The sequence below is a fragment of the Vibrio hepatarius genome (genome assembly GCF_001274785.1).
Classification (GTDB): Bacteria; Pseudomonadota; Gammaproteobacteria; order Enterobacterales; family Vibrionaceae; genus Vibrio; species Vibrio hepatarius.
In genome coordinates, this window is the sequence record NZ_LHPI01000023.1 from 16,819 (window position 1) to 32,720 (window position 15,902).

The following is a 15,902-nucleotide window of genomic DNA, read 5'->3' on the forward strand; positions in this document are numbered from 1 at the left end:
GTTGAGGTTTGTTATAAACGAATTACTCGGCGTTTGCGTTAACAAGCCAATCATCAAGCACTTGCTTCAATTTATCTAATTGCTCTTGGTGTTTTGCTTGATTCTTTGCCAATTTGTTAATGTTCTGCAATTTCCAACGAATCGCTGGCAAGTCTGCTGCATTAGGATAGTCAAACAATGCCCAGTCAGGTTGCCCTCTTTTGAATGACATAAGGAAAGCATGATCTCTTTCTGTGAAATGTTTTTGCAGTTCAATTAACATCATGGGCCTAACAGAGGCTAAGTCTTCGCATTCAACTTTTTCAAAAGTCATTCCGTCAAATTCTGCCTGAAATTTCTCATTCAGAGGCTGCCAGTTTGGCGACATGACTTCATTAATAGGCCGAGGGTGACTTAATGTATAGGTTAAAAAACCCACCAAAATCTCTCTCGAAATCCCTTCACTGCCAAGTAACATACGCACATCAAATAAGTCGCGAGGATGTTGGCGATCCATTGCAGCACACAATTTCCCACCATACAGATCGGGAAGACTGACTACCTGAATCTCAGCATAACCAAACTCGTCTTCAACAGACTCTTGAACTGGCATTATTTCTGCACTATGCAATGTACCTCTGGCGACGGGCGACACTTCAATTTTGATCGTCGCAACCGGACTTGATACAACGATTCTCAGTTCATCAGCTTTATTATCCTGAAATGCCGCTCTGATATCTGGTTGAGTATTGATTCTGTCTGTAATGCGCTGCAATGCAGCCCTGACATTAATCAAAGCCTCATCTCTTGGTTCAAGTGGAAGATAAGCAAGATCAATATCTACAGATAGCCGAGGAAAATCTCTCACAAATAAATTAATGGCGGTGCCACCTTTAAGTGCAAAAACCGTCTCTGTTGCTACCACAGGAAGCATTCTTATGAGCAAGGAAACCTGTTTGTAATATGGGCTATCTTTATCCATTATGTTGTTCACCTTTTTTGACGCTTAATATCTCTGGCACTGTGATTTGATATCGCTCATCAAAACGTCCTTTTTCGACAACCTGCCGCTTTCCTGCACCCAATTTAATTCTTGTTTCATCTATGCGATTGACCCACTGGTGATCGTAGTATCGACCCAGAAATAGAAATATTCGGTTTGCCTGCACAGAGCTGCTTCGCTCAAGAATATCTTGTACTTTTCTAGGGCTAAGATTGACTAAACCCTGAAATAATTCTGCGACATGCTCAAATGAAATCAGCTTCCCAATAGCGTCTACCACTTCATAGGCAGCAAGTTCTGCACAGCTGACAGTGAGTTCTTTCTCTTTAACCGTGATCCTTTTCAAATCTTTCTCGGGATTCACTTCAAGCTTATGATTTCCACAGTAAAACCAATTCTGATAAGGGAATTCACGAAACCATTTTGGTAAGGACGACTTATTTTTAACGCAAATCCAAACTTGCTCTTTGTTCAGCTGTAAATAGTGACTCAGTCCTTGGTGAGTTAAGCTGCTCAATCCAGCCAAATGAACTGAAACGCCCAATTGCACATCTAATGCTTGAATGGCATCAACCCAAGTTGGCTTTATATCGCCCTGCGCATCTGGACGATAATACACGCCAGAACATAGCTTCTTTAGCCAACCGTTCTGCGCGTACTTTTGAGCCAAGGAATAGCTCACACCGTTTTCAGTCAGCCATTGCTGAAGTACTAGCGCACCAGGAGAAGTATGAGCAACAAGCCAGTTTATCTTAGATGACATTTTAACACCCAAAGTATGAATATCACGAACAGTATAAACCATATAGTTTATTGTGACAGTGATTTTAACACTTTAGGTATTAATATACCAAATACTGTAAACCAAGCCCGCTAATGCGGCGTTGTTGAAATGAAAAGGTCTACACAACATCACCAATAACCCGATGTTGTGTAGACCTAGTTTGATTACCTTAAGTGAACTGCCTACTGTGGTTCACATTCAGGTGCCCAGTAAAACGGCGCTGATTGCTGGAACTGTTGTGCCAATGACTTCTTGAGTGCTGGCAACAACAGGTAAGGTTGCAGACATAACACTTTCAACGACTGTTGGTGTGTTGTAGAGACCCATACCGCCACCAATGCCCAAAGCAAAAGCCATCAAGCTTTGGCGAGCGATACCGCCCACAATACCCACCAGAACCATGGCTCCCGCTACGATCCGTCCCAAAGTACCTTGGGTCCAGTCTTTTAGGGTATCCCACACATCGGTGAAAGCATCACCACCGGTGCCCGCAAATGAGGGCTCCGAAATCATTAACGCCATTAAACCAAGCGCACCAATAGTCATTAGGCGCTGAGTTTGAATGGTGCGAACTGCATTTGTCATTCGTTAGTTTCTCCGTAGATACTCAAGTTATCGCGCTTACCATCAGCTCCCGCTGAGGCTGAATCGCTTTGAGTCTGAAGTGGACGTAGCACTGGCGAAACCGTTCGAGGTGCTGACACCCCAATATCCCACCGGCGCGGTTCAATTTCGGTAAACACGTAGCTGGATAAATTCAGATCCCCACGGTCATCCTCCCAAGGCGCAATCCAAATCCGCATTACCCTTGAAGGAATGCGAATAGGTGCAGATTGCTGCGTCTCGGGTAATGCCGGATGGCTCAGCAGTCCTGTCTCTAAATCAGATTGTGAATACCCAGAGGGAGAACCAATTCGAGTCGCCACAGCATCAATCGTCTTGGGTGCAGCGCCATTACTGGTAAGCTCATAGACTTCACGAGCGGATAAACAGCGCACACCGTCAGGCATACCTGGGCATCCATATTCACTACTCCCAAGACTCAATGAACTACAGCCAGACAATAAGGTTGAGCCGACTGCCAATAAAAGTAATCCAGCTTTAGACCACTGTTTTGGCTGGTGCTTTGAGTTGTTCTGCATTGATGTCGTCATGGTTAACTCTCCTCTGGATACACATCTTATTGTCTGAAACGGACTTCGATCGGTTAGCAACATGCAGGATTTTTTCATCTTCTTGCACCTCCCCCTTGCGAAGTGGCCAACGACAACGAGGCACCACGAGTGACTATGACTTCAATTTTCCTGGCAGCGTCTACCTCTATGACTGGGAACATATTTTCAGCCATGTCCAAATAGAACTTGGCCACTCGATCCAATGCTTTACCGGTGCCTTTAATCGCAGCACCTTGTAATGCTTCTTGGCTCATGACTTGCTGGTACAGTTGAGTATCACCGGCATTACCCGTCTGAATCGTCGGAACAGGATTCACATCAAATGCGCCTGCCAAGCCCTGAAGGAATCCGGCCATCATCGATTTGGCCACCAGCTGGCCTTGTTTCGACACTAATCGGCCACGAATACCGGCTTTGCCGTCTTCACCCACGGCATAAGAATCCAGTCGCGTTTCAATGACGCCACCATCTTCTCTCACACATGAAATGGTCTCGCCTCGCAAATAAGCACGCTCAGAGCTCAAATCACCGTAACCTGCGGCGATCAAGAAACACTCTTTGATATCCGCTCTAAATCGGTTGGGTAAAATGGCTTCCTTTTGAATCCTCAGCAATGCAGGAAAAGGCTCGCGTCTTGCGGACTCGTGAGTAGGAGCATCCAAACCTGTGATCAAAGTACCTGAGATGATGCTGCCCGCCGGTAGATACAAAGGCGGCGCTTCTTGCACAACAACCTCTGGTTCAGCAACCACTTCAGGCTCAATCATACGAATCGTGATTGGCGGCAATGGAACATCTCGTGCTCGTGTACCTTGGCCATTGGCTGGCTGCTGATAGAGCGGATCAGGCAGCGGCGCATTGGCAAAATAGTCGTCTGGGTTAGACGGCAGAGGCTTTTCTTCTTTAGGCAATTCCATGGCAGATAAAGGCACTTCAAAGCGGCTATTTGTGCCTTCAACTGCTGCATCACCTCCAGCGCGAACATCATCAAGTTCCGCTCGAAGGCGAGCCAACTCCGCATTGACCTCACTTGGTATAGAAGGCGAACCTGGGCTTAGCCGTCCTGAATCAACGTCACGACGCAAGCGCTCAACTTCACGACGTAACTGTTCATTGCGCTCACTGAGTAGTTTTACGTTCGCAGCCAAACTATCGACCCCAACATCACGAGTATTGGTATCCGTAAGAATGTGCCGGATCGTTTCCTGCCGGTTCCGACTGCTTGAGCCATCGTCAGGATTAGGTGAAAACACCATCACCATAAGGATGAGACCACCAGCAATACCAGCAACCGATAGACCCCGCTTCATGTTCGGGCTCATTTGTTCCCATTGTGCTTTCATCGTTATTCACCCCCCCACAAGAAGCGAAGGTCGCAGACTTTCCACCGCTTCTTCACGATGATTGCGAACAACCACATACAACTCAGTCTTTTCACCCGGCAACAAGATATTGCGAGGCCAGTAGGCGCTTGCCACTATATCTGGTGTATTACAGGCTATTTCACTGGCTTCTATCGGCTCATCGGCAAAGCTTTCAACTAGTCCTACATAGACAGTGAAGTAATGTCCCGTCACAATTTGCCCCTGCTTAAAACCAAACTTTAAGCCCGGCTGAAAACATTTCGGGCTTGTGTCAGTTTGGCCAGCCAAACGGATGTCATAGCCTTGTGGTAGTTCATTTAGTGCAAGTCGTCTGAGTAAATCACGTAGGCTATCGACGTATGGCTGAGCCGTTTCCCAAGTGGCGGCTTTTCGGTTCACGACGCCCTTAATAGGCCACTGCTGACCATCAATAGCTAAGGTGATTTCACGCGGTGGAATACGACGGGGTACTAAGGTGACTGATAATGCGGGCGCTTCCTGACCAGGCGGAGTGATGTAAAGTGAAACCGGTGATTCTTTGTCCGTGGCCACATATACAACATTCCCCTTGATTTGCGTCTGAGCATCACTGGTTGTTCTCACCTGAGGCGATTCAAACGGCGTCACAATCCGATTCAGATGACCAAGTGCTACAGGGATCAGTTCATTAACCCCCGGTGTCATCTGTAACGTTGTTGGCACATCCGTTGCTACCTTATTGCTTTGAATAGGTGGATTTGCTGTAGCAGGCTGCTTCATCACACTGGCTGGCACAATCGGCAATTCCACGTCTGCATACGACGCTTGAGATAACAGGACGCCACTCAAGCTCATTGCGATTAAGCTTGGTGTCATCCATCGACTAATTTTGGTTCGCATCATTCACCCTCCGGTTTTGCTCTTGGGTCAACTTTTCACGAACGCGCTTCGTTCTAGCTTGCCCCTCATACGTATCCATCCAACTGAGCTTTGGACGGTATTGCTCAATATCGATGTCAAACTCATAGGTGCGAGTTTGGCGCTGTTCATCTCCAGATGGCCCAGAAACCAAGGAATAACCGGTCACAAAGACATGGCCGGTTTCATACTCATACTCCACTTGTCTGGGTTGGAATTTGAGCGTGACTCGGTCTTCTCGGATTTGCCTTGCCTGAATTTCCAGTGCATCGACCACTTGCTGGTACACCGCTGGAGAAAGCAGTGGTTCTATAGCAACCCGGATAAAGGACACATTACCCGGCGTCACGTTGCCCATAAGCTCAGCCAGGTAGAGCCCCCAGGACTCCAGGTAAGGTTGAGTGGCTTGGTTTCGTGACACTTCAGCCGTTTCAGACAAGGTTGGCGGTTGAATAGCTACCACGGTATTGCGAGAAAATGCCGCAACCGCAAGCAGCAAGTTAGATAGCACCAGCACCGCAATCAGGAACCGTTGCCATCGGTTCTCTAATTGCGTGCCTTGCCATGATTTTAAAAACACGTCGAACTTCACGGCAGATAGCTCCTGATAAATGGGTTAGGGATCGTCTTGGCTTTGGTTGGCAACAGTCCGGCCCAGTAGATGGCGTGAAGAATAAAACCATCTGGGCGACCATCACGAAAACGCCGATAGAGCTTGGTTGTCACCAACCCCAACAGGCATAAAACCAAGGCATTACCGGTAAAGATGCCGATCACGAGCCCCAACAGAATGGGAGCCATCTCATCGGCACTCCAAAGCAGGAAGTGCGGCGGATCATCGATATAGGACGGAATACTCACAGGTTCCATAGTCACTCCTCGTTGTTTGAATTGAGAAGTGAAGAATGCCCCGAAATAACTCAGGGCTGTGGTCAGGTAGATATCGAATTCTTGAAGGTTTTGAACTACCGAGCGCTAGTTCATCTGTTTTAGGGGAGGGTGTTCAATATTCTGTGTCAGCCGATCATAGGTCAATATGATCATCCAGGCGGCCAGCGAAGTGGATCGACAGCTGTGACAGCGTCAGATTCCAGTTCTGCACCGGGTGCGTCCAGCGCTCGGATGCCTGCAACATACCGGCGTATAGCAGCTTAAGTAAACTGTTTTCGTTCGGGAAGCCACCTTTGGTTTTGGTGAGCTTACGGAACTGTCGGTGCACAGCCTCTACCGCGTTGGTTGTGTATATCGCCGTGCGCACGTAATCCGGGTATTTAAAATAGGCCGACAGCGTCTGCCACTTATTGCGCCAGGACTTAATCACCACCGGATATTTCTCGCCCCATTTAGTATCCAGCTCATCGAGCGCTGTTTCAGCTGCGTTTAGTGTTGCTGCTTTGTACACACATTTTAAATCCGCCATAAAGGCTTTTTGATTCTTACTTGCCACATATTTCAATGAGTTACGGATTTGATGGATGATGCAGTGCTGGAGCTCTGTCTTCGGGTAAATGCTCTCAATCGCTTCTGGGAAGCCTTTAAGACCGTCAACGCATGCGATTAGAATGTCTTTGACGCCGCGATTATGCAGGTCGGTCAGCACCGTCAGCCAGTGATGCGCGCCTTCATGTTCGGATAAATACAGGCCCAGTAGTTCTTTTTTGCCTTCAACCGTTAAGCCCAAAATGGTGTACACAGCCTTGGTGATAAAGCGGCCATTTTCTTTGATTTTGTAGTGTATGGCGTCAAGCCAGACGATGGGATAAATGCGTTCTAACTCGCGCTCACGCCATGCGTGCAGCTCTGGCAGCAGCTTGTCAGTGACAGCGTTGATAGTGCCATTGGATACGTTAATGCCGTAAATTTCTTCAATATGGCTGCGAATGTCCTGATAACTGGTACCCAGTGCGAACAAACCGATGATTTTTCGTTCTAGCTCGTCAGTCAGGTGGGTCTGATGCTTTTTGACGATTTGCGGCTCAAACGTTCCGGCGCGGTCTCGCGGTGTATTGAGTTCAAAGCTGCCTGCAGCGCTTTTAACGATCTTCGGAGTTGAGCCATTCTTGCGGTTAGAATCTTCATCGTTTTCAAGATGCTGCTCAAGCTCCGCTTGCATCGCGGCTTCTGTCAGCTGTTTAATCAGCGGAGTGAGAATGCCATCTTTGCCTGTTAAGCCTTTACCGGCCTTCAGTGCCTCAATGGCAGCGTCCATATCGAATGTTGGTTTGCTCATGTGTCATCTCTTTTAGCGTTATCTTAATGAAATGACACAGAATTTTGAACACTACCTTTTAGGGAGGTGGTTGTCTTAGAAATTGATATTTCTGACATTTGACTTATTGATTTGCTTAGTCAAATCGTAACTGGTTAACTGAGCAACTATCTGCTCTGAAACACCTAAATCGTTTGCAATATCAAAAATCGAAATACCCAAATGCTCGTTGAGCTGATCTATTGCAGCTGATAAAAGCTCTGGCTGCTCCATTGGTATTTGATCATCTAAGTATTCTGTTTTCGATTGACCCGATTTATTCAAATAAACATTGGCGGTTCTGTACTGTTGCGACGAAATTAACCCAAGATAATTAGCTCGATAAATTATTGCTCTCGCACTAACACGCCATCTAAGTTTCAATGCAAAGATTTTCTCCCACCTAATTCGAACAGGTCCCACACATTGAGGAAACTCTTTCAGAAAAGCCTTACGTGGAAAAAGAAACGCACTTGCAAAAGCATCAGCTTCTCTCTCTGTTTTAGCACACCCAGTTTCTACACCTTGATGCAAAACCAAATGGCCACATTCATGCGCCAAATCAAAACGCATTCTACAGCAGCTTTCCTTCGCATTATTTCTTACTATGATGGGTCTTTTTCGATTCATTGATAACGCATCAACTTTATCTGAAACACCATCAAAGCAAGTGATTACAGCGCCATTATTCTCCAGTACTCTTACCATGTTTGTAACTGGTGCATCCAAACCCAGACCCCAGTTAATACGACATTGCTCCGCTGCTCTTTCGATAGCCTCCGCACACAAATCTGATTCTTCAAAATCAATAAAATTGGCAACAGGCAACTCAAGATGATCTTCAATAATCTCAACTAATAGTTCAAAAATGGTGCCGAGAGCCAATACTCGATTTGCAAGTCCAACCGGTGTTGTTTTGCGCTTGCGAAAGTGGCATTGCTCATACTTAACATCATTTTGTGGTTTCTTAAAAAAGAAATCACTTTTCACTTTTAATACTTCAGCCAATGCCAAAAGCAGGTCTTCAGCAGGTGGTTTAACACCTGCTTCAAGCTGATGTATAAACTGACGACTGACCGCAACTAACTCACCAAGTTCTTGTTGAGTAATTCCGGCCATCAATCTCGCCAGCCTTAGTTTTTCACCAAAAAATTCGTTATTCATGATTTACTGCATTTTTCGACTTTTTCTTAATTTTGATTTTAGAAACAGCCGATTCAAGTTCAACACCATGAGAAACATTCTCATCAGTATCTGTTATTAACGTAACCTTAGAATTCATTGGCACTTCCCAGTTGACTACAATTTCACCAACATCGCTATAACCAACGAAAAAGGCGCGATCTACACATTTAGTTTGATCAGTGCTCAGAACAAAAAACCAAATGATCTCTGACGGACTATCTTGTGTAGAAAATAACTCCATTTGCATCATAGCTTCGTGGGAACGTATCAGTTTCCCTGATGGGAGTTTGTCAGGCTGACCTTTCCAGAAACGAACTGGAACGTCAGCGATACTAAACGTAAACCTCCCTTTCGGGGTCAGTATCTTAAGCCAATCAACTTCAAGTGACTTCCTTACTAAATGTGTACAACAACACTCGTAGGACCTTATGCCCAATGATTTGTTGGTGTCACCCAAATCTCTGTTGTGTAAATCTACAACATCTGCTCGAACATCTGCTAAAAGTTGAGCAACTTCAATCAGCTGACTTTCTTTAAAATTAGGGTTTAGTGTCATCGGTGTGTTCAAATTTGTTACCTCAGGTAGTAAAGCAATAGGATTAGATACCATGGACAATAATATGCTAATTTTAAAATTTGTCAACCTGCCTACAACTTGTTAACCCAACACTAAAATGTAAACTAAATCTTCTTCTGCAAGTGGCTTAACGCCAACCCTGCCATCAATGCCAAGCCGATGATCAGCGACGGTAACACCACCGGTGGAATAGCCAGCGGGGCGAACAATCCCATAAACAGCAAAATGACACCTGAGCCCAGGATAATCATGCTGTAGCGGTGAATGATTGGGCTCGAAAAATCAAAGGTTGTCTTCTTAATCTTCCAAGTCATCAAGCCGTCCCACAGCGCCGGTAACATGAGAATAAGCGCAAAGGGCAACCAGACCATCAGCAAAGCAAATCGAGTGAACACTTGGTACAACACATCAAAAAATGCCTGAATACGGTCTTCTACCCAGACAAACCAAAAGCCTCCCATGTTCTCCATCCCTTTAGAGCGCAGTCGCTGCTCTTCAGTGGGGATTAGAAAATCACGCACAGATTGCTCCACCTGCGTATCCACAATCCATGACTGATACCAGCGATGGCTAGTTTGACCAATCCAATGGCTTGTTTGTGAGCCCAATTGGTTTTGGATCATCTGCTTCTCTTTACTGATGACCCGGCCAGTCCAATCACCGGGCACTAACACGCCAATGGCAATAATCTCTAGCATCAGTGCCAGACACAGTAGCCAAACCGACTTATGCTTGCTCATGCCAAACATCCTCTTCAACTCGCGCCAGCATGGCTGCAACGGTTGGCGTCATAATCCGGGCTTTAATCACTTGTTGAAGCCGCTTTGTCGTCGTATGACCACTGACATAACGCACATCGATGCGTCCTTCAGCCAAATACGCCATCCGATTTGGACGATTACGAATCCAGGAGTAGAAATACACACCATCTACGGCAGCCCACTCGAAATGATCAGGGTCACGCAGCCGAATCCCCGTTAAAGCACTGGCGGCAGTCCAGGTCAGTGCCTCAATGAAATGCCAAAGGCGTACACTGTCATCATCACAACTGACTTCTTCATAACTGCCCAAACCATTACAAAAGCACAAATCAAAGATGGAATGGCCATCTAACGTGAGCGCATCCGTTAAATAGTCCGCTAAACAGTGTACTGAAGCCAAAGCATGAGGCCAGTCTGTTTCAAGCAGTCTTAAAGCTTCCTTGAACTGAGGGTTATGTTGCTGCCACTGAGCGAGCATTTCTTTACTGGTAAGTGTTGTCATTTTCAGACAGACAGAATGATGCATACAGACTCCTTATGCTGCCTGTGTAGAGCTGGTTAAAATAGGAAGGCGACCCTTAATCACGCGGCCACCTGAAAGCTTGGCGATGTACTCCAGGTTGGGAAGCTGGCCTAATAACTGCGGTGGAAACATATCGCCTTCTTCCTCCATCAAGCGTTCGCCATGATTGCCGGTAAACAACGCGGGGCTGTCCGAGTTGGACGACATACCTTGAGTTTGCATGATGTACTGCAACCGAGTCTTAGGCAGATTGTCGGTAATGTACTGCTGCGTTTCGGCATCCATCACCCGAAGGGCTATCAAGTTGTTAATGTTACCTAACACCTGGCGAGCCTTAGCTTCACTGCCTGTTCGAGCTGCAAAGTCAGCAAAGGTTTGTGTAGCAATTACACAACGCATTTTTGCGCCACGGCCTTTGTTGAGCAGTTGAATGAAGGGATCGTTGACGACTTCAGCCGCCTCATCGATGAAGATATTTACGGGACGATTTTCAACACCATAGTTATAGCGGTCACCGGCCACGGCGGTGAGATCGGATAAAAGCAACGAACCAATGGCGCTGCCAACCATGGCGTCGGTCAATGAATCCAAGCCGATATAGGCCACTTGGGCATTGTTGATAATACGGCCAGAATCCGTAATTAACCGGCTGTCATCTACATCATTTGCAATCGGTGATAGCAATGGGCCTAGTTCACTTGATGTGAGCATATTGAGCACCGGCATCAGTGAGGCCACCATCTTGGAATAGTGGGTTCTGTCATGCTCAAACATACTCAAAAGGCCTTCCAAATCGGTATTGGCGGCAACGGGCTGAATGCGTTCGTAGTAAAAAAGCAGCATCGCCATAGCTTGTTTAGCTAAGGTGTTGGCTTTTTCGGTAAAGCGCTTGATCTCCACACTAAAGTTCGGATACACCTGCTCACCCCAGGCTGTGACGGCTTTTACTACCAAGCCTTCTGGACCGCCTTCCAAGAATCGTCTCAGCGTTTTCAGATCAGGACGCTGTGAAGTAAGCAACAAACCTTGCACTATGTTATTCAGTGCCATTTGGCCAAATGCTTTAAATGGATCAGCACCGGTTTCAGATGGGATTAATGCCGCAATTCGGCTGGCAATTTCAGTGCCCCGGTTAAAATTCCTCAGGGGATTAAGTCGTACTGAATGCTCTGGAAAACCTGGATGAAAATACACAAAGCGTTCAGGACTACCGGCGGCAATACAGGCTCGCTGTGCATTATCCTTAAGTTCTTTGTCTCCCTTGGGGTCAATAATAATCACGGCTTCATTGCGCAAAATGGCCTGAGTGATCATCGCATCAAAGCATCGTGTTTTTCCCGCACCGGTGGTGCCGACAATTAAGGTGTGCCCCTCAGTGTGACCAACTGGCTGGTAAACATCTTCTTCTTTGGGCTCAACACCATGAATCCAGGTCGAACCCATTTGTTTGCCGTGACCTTGGTTAAGCAAGGTTTTCTTATCCCGCTTTAAGATTTCATAAGCGCGTTGAGCATGACGTTGGTCCCACTCAAAGCCATACCCTAACCACAATTCATCAGGATGTTTTGCCATCACTTTTTGTAAATGCGACAGCGCCATAAATGCCAATGGTTTGCCTTTTAGCCCCATCTGCAACTTATAAAGGCGATAAGCCTCAGGCAGGCGATACAACGCCATGCCCGAGGAAATCCCTGTCATCCACCAAAATGGCTCAGGTGGTAACTCTGTCAGCATTTCTGCGGCAATTGCCCCAGTTGCCCCAACCAGCCAACCTGCTGCTGCCATGGCTTCATAGTTCGTGCGCCAGGGCATCTCATATGCGTTTTCTTTCATTCATGCTCCGCAAAATAACCGTTTGCAATCCACTTAATTTCAAATGGATTAACGTTTAGCGTGAGCGGTAAACAGAACCGTTTCCCCCTCATCAAACTGGCATTGGTCACTGGCCGAGATCCCCCGAAGCAGCTGTCCGGCTGGAATGCCGTGCGCATTGGCGACTTGGCGTAAGGTTTGAATCGTGACGCGAATACCATCGGCACTATGATCCACGTCTGGGTAATCGCCATCGGTCAGTAAGATGGGCAAATCTTTCACAAAATTAACCATCTGTTGCCGCTGCGCGTGTTTTGGGTCTGTACTTGAATTCGCATTGGGCGCAATCGGCTTTTGCTTACGCTCCGCTCTTGTGGCGGGCTCTTTTGCTTGGGCATTGGCTGTCTCAGTTCGACTCGGACGCTGTGAAGCCTCTTCGTTCTGAATTGCTGTCACTGATTCTGCGTCTTGATTGGAGAGGTCTATCAGTGCAGTAAGCCCTTTAGAAATCGATACTTTCAGCAGTAACCCTTGCTCCTGAACGCCATCATTCGTAGTCACAGTTCTGGCCTTACGTGTCGGGTTTGCGGGATCTAATTCAAGCCAATCTAATCGACTGAGTTCAGCAAGCAGTTTTCGGGGGGCACACCAAGGTCTTACGGCATCGGGATAGCGGATCAGTATCTGTTCATCAACCATAACCAACGCACTACTGGCCTCTGGGAGCCATGCCAAAGATTCAGGCAGATTCAATGCTTCTGCATCGTGCTGGTTTACGTTATTTGAGATAGCGCCATCATATGAGTTGTTAGGCTTTTCACATTCATCACCTGGAACGTTTTCAGTTGCCTGAAGGTGATTAACATCACTAACAAGACGACGTTCATCATCTTGTTCGGACGAGTTTGTCGATGGCGACTCAGCCGAATTACTGAGTTCGATTGATGATGACGCTTCAGACAAGCCTGGCTGCTCACTGGAGCGACTCTGAGGCTCTGCTTGTGTTTGCTGTGTTGCTTCCCACTCAGGTTTACTAAACAGTGTCACACCAATTGGTACATTCGAGCTGAACAATAAATCGGCCTCAGATATATGCAGCATGGGTAACCAGATTGGCTTGCCGTCTTTGATCAGCACTTCAGGGGCTAGGCTTTCATATCGCTCATTTGAGGCGGATTTAATGGCCAATCCTCGCTCAATGAGGATGTCCGCAAGGGTATCGGGATCTCTTGGGATGCCAGGTATCTTGTCTTTGACTAACAGCTCAATGATGTCTTTAGCCGCGCTTTTCCAAACCAGGTAAAGATGGGTTGATTGATTCGATTTTCGTAACCAGACTCTGGCGTCTCGCTGATTGACCAGCCATTGTGAACTGGCAAGTAATCGCCTCATGGCATCAAGTAGATAGCGTTCAACTGGGACACCAAGGGCATTGTCGTCAACGGAAACTCGTTGAGATTTCAGGTCTCGCTGGACACTGGTTTGGTCAGCTTCAATGACCAATTTGGACAGGACATGCTCTGGATCGGTATTGCCAATTGCTTCCAGCATGGCTTGCAAAATCTCAGGGCCCGGCTGGGTTAACCAAGCGAGCAACTCAGGTGTCATCACCCGGTTTAAAACCAGAATTGAGAATTGCTCGTGCCGCTTGCACCGTCCGTCGCGCCAGCGAATGAAATAGCGTTCAATGCTGTTATTAGTGGTCCACTGGGATAGTGTTTCTAAAAAAGGGTTCCACTGATAGCGTCCATCTTCGTCTGTGATGGATAAGTCTGAAACAGGCTTACCAATATCATGGAACAAACCGCCAAGAGCAGCTGCAACACGCCATCTTGGTTCCAGCTCTTTTTTCTCAACCGGTGTGCCACTGGCAACAAAGATGATCCCTTCAGATGCTTGTGCCGCCCAGAAAGCAACTTCCAACGAGTGACGTAATAAACCACCAGCGCCACTGTGATGATGATGCTCAGACGCTGGCAACAAATGAACATAAGCAGCCAGATGGTCAATACAGGGCTGAATCAACCGTTGAAAATCACGCTGATTAAAGCCAAGTACCTGGCGCAGCTTGGCAATTAGCTCGTCTTGTGTGGACTGCAAATCCTCGGGTGACGCAGCTGGCAACCCCTTCAGGAATGGTGGGTAGCGTGGGATTTCTGCATCCAGTTGAGATGACAGCTCTGGTAGTGCTTTTGTTTGAAAAAATAGGTTTTTGAACATAGTGAACCTCCGACACGATAGTGTGAAGGTTCAATCTAGTGTTGCTGGCTAATTAGATTCAAAGATTTAATACTTATATGTGCAGACAATGTATTTAGGTCTTTTAGCACCCGATGAAACAAGCGAGTTGAAATACTAAAATTCAGCTTACGGGAATCAGGATACCTCTGCCGGTTTGTTTTTTAGCGCTTCAGCCGCTTTTTGCAGCGGCCCTTTTAAAGCTTTTTCTAACTTAGTCATCTGCTCTAAGTGCCACGCAACCGCATTGGGCCACGTATCTTTGTTGAAGCCATCGGCTTTGGTTGAAAACTGAATACGACAAGATTTCTTTTCATCCAATCTCATCCATTCAAGCTCCGCACCAAATACTTGTTCAATGCCCTGTTTGGACCCAAGCAATGAATCAAAGAGATATTTATTCTCTTCGGTAATTCCACGGCTAATCCAAAGCTCAACTCGAAGCTCTTTTTGCAGAAAAATCAGGTTATACGGACAACCACTCAGTCCAGAACCTGCTGATAGCCAATGATCTTTACTTGGGCTAATGTTGTTGTAGAGCTGGCACGGACTTTTCTGAAACGCCTCTAAGGCTCGCTCCCAGTATTCGCGACGCACCGTATGGCGGTTTTTCAGTACCACTTCGGTCGTTTTTTCTTCCGCTTCTTTGGCATTAATACCGATCATCAGCTCCTTCGCTTCGGGCGTGGGGATGATCTGGTCAATATTGATGAGTAGCTGCTCGCTCAACGAATAAGGGGTAATTTTAAAGCATGCAATACTAATACCTTGTCCCAATAGCCAAAGTGCAGTACTGGTCACTTCTTTGCGAAAGTTTGCCGCAACTAACATAATACGCTGGCTGTTACCTAGATTGAGCTTGACCTCATCCAGATCTGGCGCATCCAGAAATTCGCAAATTCTTTGACTGGCATTAAGTTCAGCAATTTGCGGGACATTTAACGGGTCAACTTCTCGTGTTACAGGTTGATAGCGGTCCAAGTACTGCTGGTAGATTTCAACTATTTGCGCCTTGGTCAAACTGGCGCAATAAGAGGCATATTTAAGTGCCTGCCAGACCACATCACGACCGCTGTCATCCAGTTTATTTTCAATGATGACCAAGTTGCCATCTTTATCTAGCGCAAGTAAATCTAAGCGTTCGCGGGTATCATCAAAGCCATCGAACTCCTTTTGAATAATTAATAACTCTTCACCCAGTGCAGAAGGCTCATGCGCCAACCATTCCTGAAGGTGTTTTCGCTCAGAAAAGCCAAGTTCACTGAACTTCTTTGCCCTAACAGGACTAATCCTGTTGGTTTGATGATTTACCGTGAACATTGTTATTTATCCTATTACTTAGCACTTTTTATCGCT

16 protein-coding genes are annotated in these 15,902 nt (G+C 46.6%); all 16 read right to left on the reverse strand.

What is annotated here, in order from left to right; genetic code table 11:
- Nucleotides 1-22 precede the first annotated feature (22 nt).
- The gene (locus AKJ31_RS19205) at nucleotides 23-961 is read right to left on the reverse strand and encodes a nucleotidyl transferase AbiEii/AbiGii toxin family protein (RefSeq protein ID WP_000356587.1); all 939 of its coding nucleotides are present in this window, start codon (nucleotides 959-961) and stop codon (nucleotides 23-25) included.
- Nucleotides 954-1,745 (reverse strand): type IV toxin-antitoxin system AbiEi family antitoxin, encoded by a 792-nt coding sequence (locus AKJ31_RS19210; RefSeq protein ID WP_002026815.1) that lies wholly within the window; start codon nucleotides 1,743-1,745, stop codon nucleotides 954-956. The genes AKJ31_RS19205 and AKJ31_RS19210 overlap by 8 nt, the downstream gene beginning before the upstream one ends.
- Before the next feature lie 219 nt (nucleotides 1,746-1,964).
- The gene (traA, locus tag AKJ31_RS19215) at nucleotides 1,965-2,351 is read right to left on the reverse strand and encodes a TraA family conjugative transfer protein (RefSeq protein WP_000180225.1); all 387 of its coding nucleotides are present in this window, start codon (nucleotides 2,349-2,351) and stop codon (nucleotides 1,965-1,967) included.
- Complete coding sequence (locus AKJ31_RS19220; protein WP_148532759.1) at nucleotides 2,348-2,920, reverse strand: TraV family lipoprotein; 573 nt, start codon at nucleotides 2,918-2,920, stop codon at nucleotides 2,348-2,350. Before AKJ31_RS19220 ends, traA begins: the two co-directional genes overlap by 4 nt.
- 74 nt (nucleotides 2,921-2,994) lie before the next feature.
- On the reverse strand, nucleotides 2,995-4,284 hold the full coding sequence (locus AKJ31_RS19225; protein WP_053410659.1) for a TraB/VirB10 family protein: 1,290 nt from the start codon (nucleotides 4,282-4,284) through the stop codon (nucleotides 2,995-2,997).
- 6 nt (nucleotides 4,285-4,290) lie between these two features.
- A complete protein-coding gene (locus AKJ31_RS19230; RefSeq protein WP_053410672.1) occupies nucleotides 4,291-5,184 on the reverse strand; it encodes a TraK domain-containing protein in 894 nt (297 codons plus the stop codon).
- On the reverse strand, nucleotides 5,168-5,794 hold the full coding sequence (locus tag AKJ31_RS19235; RefSeq protein WP_000667170.1) for a TraE/TraK family type IV conjugative transfer system protein: 627 nt from the start codon (nucleotides 5,792-5,794) through the stop codon (nucleotides 5,168-5,170). Before AKJ31_RS19235 ends, AKJ31_RS19230 begins: the two co-directional genes overlap by 17 nt.
- Complete coding sequence (traL, locus tag AKJ31_RS19240; protein ID WP_000433891.1) at nucleotides 5,791-6,072, reverse strand: type IV conjugative transfer system protein TraL; 282 nt, start codon at nucleotides 6,070-6,072, stop codon at nucleotides 5,791-5,793. Before traL ends, AKJ31_RS19235 begins: the two co-directional genes overlap by 4 nt.
- Nucleotides 6,073-6,226: 154 nt before the next feature.
- Nucleotides 6,227-7,432, reverse strand: a complete 1,206-nt coding sequence (locus AKJ31_RS19245) for an IS256 family transposase (protein ID WP_053410660.1) — start codon at nucleotides 7,430-7,432, stop codon at nucleotides 6,227-6,229.
- Between the two features lie 75 nt (nucleotides 7,433-7,507).
- The gene (locus tag AKJ31_RS19250; RefSeq protein WP_053410661.1) at nucleotides 7,508-8,614 is read right to left on the reverse strand and encodes a helix-turn-helix domain-containing protein; all 1,107 of its coding nucleotides are present in this window, start codon (nucleotides 8,612-8,614) and stop codon (nucleotides 7,508-7,510) included.
- Nucleotides 8,607-9,245, reverse strand: coding sequence for a hypothetical protein (locus AKJ31_RS19255; protein WP_087741059.1), 639 nt, complete (start codon nucleotides 9,243-9,245; stop codon nucleotides 8,607-8,609). Before AKJ31_RS19255 ends, AKJ31_RS19250 begins: the two co-directional genes overlap by 8 nt.
- A gap of 71 nt (nucleotides 9,246-9,316) precedes the next feature.
- Nucleotides 9,317-9,952: an IncC plasmid conjugative DNA transfer DtrJ family protein gene (locus AKJ31_RS19260; RefSeq protein WP_053410662.1), complete on the reverse strand. Its 636-nt coding sequence runs from the start codon at nucleotides 9,950-9,952 to the stop codon at nucleotides 9,317-9,319.
- Entirely contained in the window at nucleotides 9,939-10,499 is a 561-nt protein-coding gene (locus AKJ31_RS19265) for a hypothetical protein (protein ID WP_053410663.1), read from the reverse strand. Before AKJ31_RS19265 ends, AKJ31_RS19260 begins: the two co-directional genes overlap by 14 nt.
- A 9-nt stretch (nucleotides 10,500-10,508) precedes the next feature.
- Nucleotides 10,509-12,329, reverse strand: a complete 1,821-nt coding sequence (gene traD / locus AKJ31_RS19270) for a conjugative transfer system coupling protein TraD (protein WP_053410664.1) — start codon at nucleotides 12,327-12,329, stop codon at nucleotides 10,509-10,511.
- Between the two features lie 48 nt (nucleotides 12,330-12,377).
- A complete protein-coding gene (gene mobH / locus AKJ31_RS19275) occupies nucleotides 12,378-14,528 on the reverse strand; it encodes a MobH family relaxase (protein ID WP_053410665.1) in 2,151 nt (716 codons plus the stop codon).
- A 156-nt stretch (nucleotides 14,529-14,684) separates the two neighbouring features.
- Complete coding sequence (locus AKJ31_RS19280; protein WP_053410666.1) at nucleotides 14,685-15,866, reverse strand: DUF4268 domain-containing protein; 1,182 nt, start codon at nucleotides 15,864-15,866, stop codon at nucleotides 14,685-14,687.
- Between the last annotated feature and the right edge of the window lie 36 nt (nucleotides 15,867-15,902).

What these genes read in the sequence shown, in the direction of transcription:
- AKJ31_RS19205 (WP_000356587.1), bottom strand. Translation starts at nt 961, where the DNA reads ATGGATAAAGATAGCCCATATTACAAACAGGTTTCCTTGCTCATAAGA.
- AKJ31_RS19210 (WP_002026815.1), bottom strand. Translation starts at nt 1,745, where the DNA reads ATGTCATCTAAGATAAACTGGCTTGTTGCTCATACTTCTCCTGGTGCG.
- traA (WP_000180225.1), bottom strand. Translation starts at nt 2,351, where the DNA reads ATGACAAATGCAGTTCGCACCATTCAAACTCAGCGCCTAATGACTATT.
- AKJ31_RS19220 (WP_148532759.1), bottom strand. Translation starts at nt 2,920, where the DNA reads ATGACGACATCAATGCAGAACAACTCAAAGCACCAGCCAAAACAGTGG.
- AKJ31_RS19225 (WP_053410659.1), bottom strand. Translation starts at nt 4,284, where the DNA reads ATGAAAGCACAATGGGAACAAATGAGCCCGAACATGAAGCGGGGTCTA.
- AKJ31_RS19230 (WP_053410672.1), bottom strand. Translation starts at nt 5,184, where the DNA reads ATGCGAACCAAAATTAGTCGATGGATGACACCAAGCTTAATCGCAATG.
- traL (WP_000433891.1), bottom strand. Translation starts at nt 6,072, where the DNA reads ATGGAACCTGTGAGTATTCCGTCCTATATCGATGATCCGCCGCACTTC.
- AKJ31_RS19245 (WP_053410660.1), bottom strand. Translation starts at nt 7,432, where the DNA reads ATGAGCAAACCAACATTCGATATGGACGCTGCCATTGAGGCACTGAAG.
- AKJ31_RS19250 (WP_053410661.1), bottom strand. Translation starts at nt 8,614, where the DNA reads ATGAATAACGAATTTTTTGGTGAAAAACTAAGGCTGGCGAGATTGATG.
- AKJ31_RS19255 (WP_087741059.1), bottom strand. Translation starts at nt 9,245, where the DNA reads ATGGTATCTAATCCTATTGCTTTACTACCTGAGGTAACAAATTTGAAC.
- AKJ31_RS19260 (WP_053410662.1), bottom strand. Translation starts at nt 9,952, where the DNA reads ATGAGCAAGCATAAGTCGGTTTGGCTACTGTGTCTGGCACTGATGCTA.
- AKJ31_RS19265 (WP_053410663.1), bottom strand. Translation starts at nt 10,499, where the DNA reads ATGCATCATTCTGTCTGTCTGAAAATGACAACACTTACCAGTAAAGAA.
- traD (WP_053410664.1), bottom strand. Translation starts at nt 12,329, where the DNA reads ATGAAAGAAAACGCATATGAGATGCCCTGGCGCACGAACTATGAAGCC.
- mobH (WP_053410665.1), bottom strand. Translation starts at nt 14,528, where the DNA reads ATGTTCAAAAACCTATTTTTTCAAACAAAAGCACTACCAGAGCTGTCA.
- AKJ31_RS19280 (WP_053410666.1), bottom strand. Translation starts at nt 15,866, where the DNA reads ATGTTCACGGTAAATCATCAAACCAACAGGATTAGTCCTGTTAGGGCA.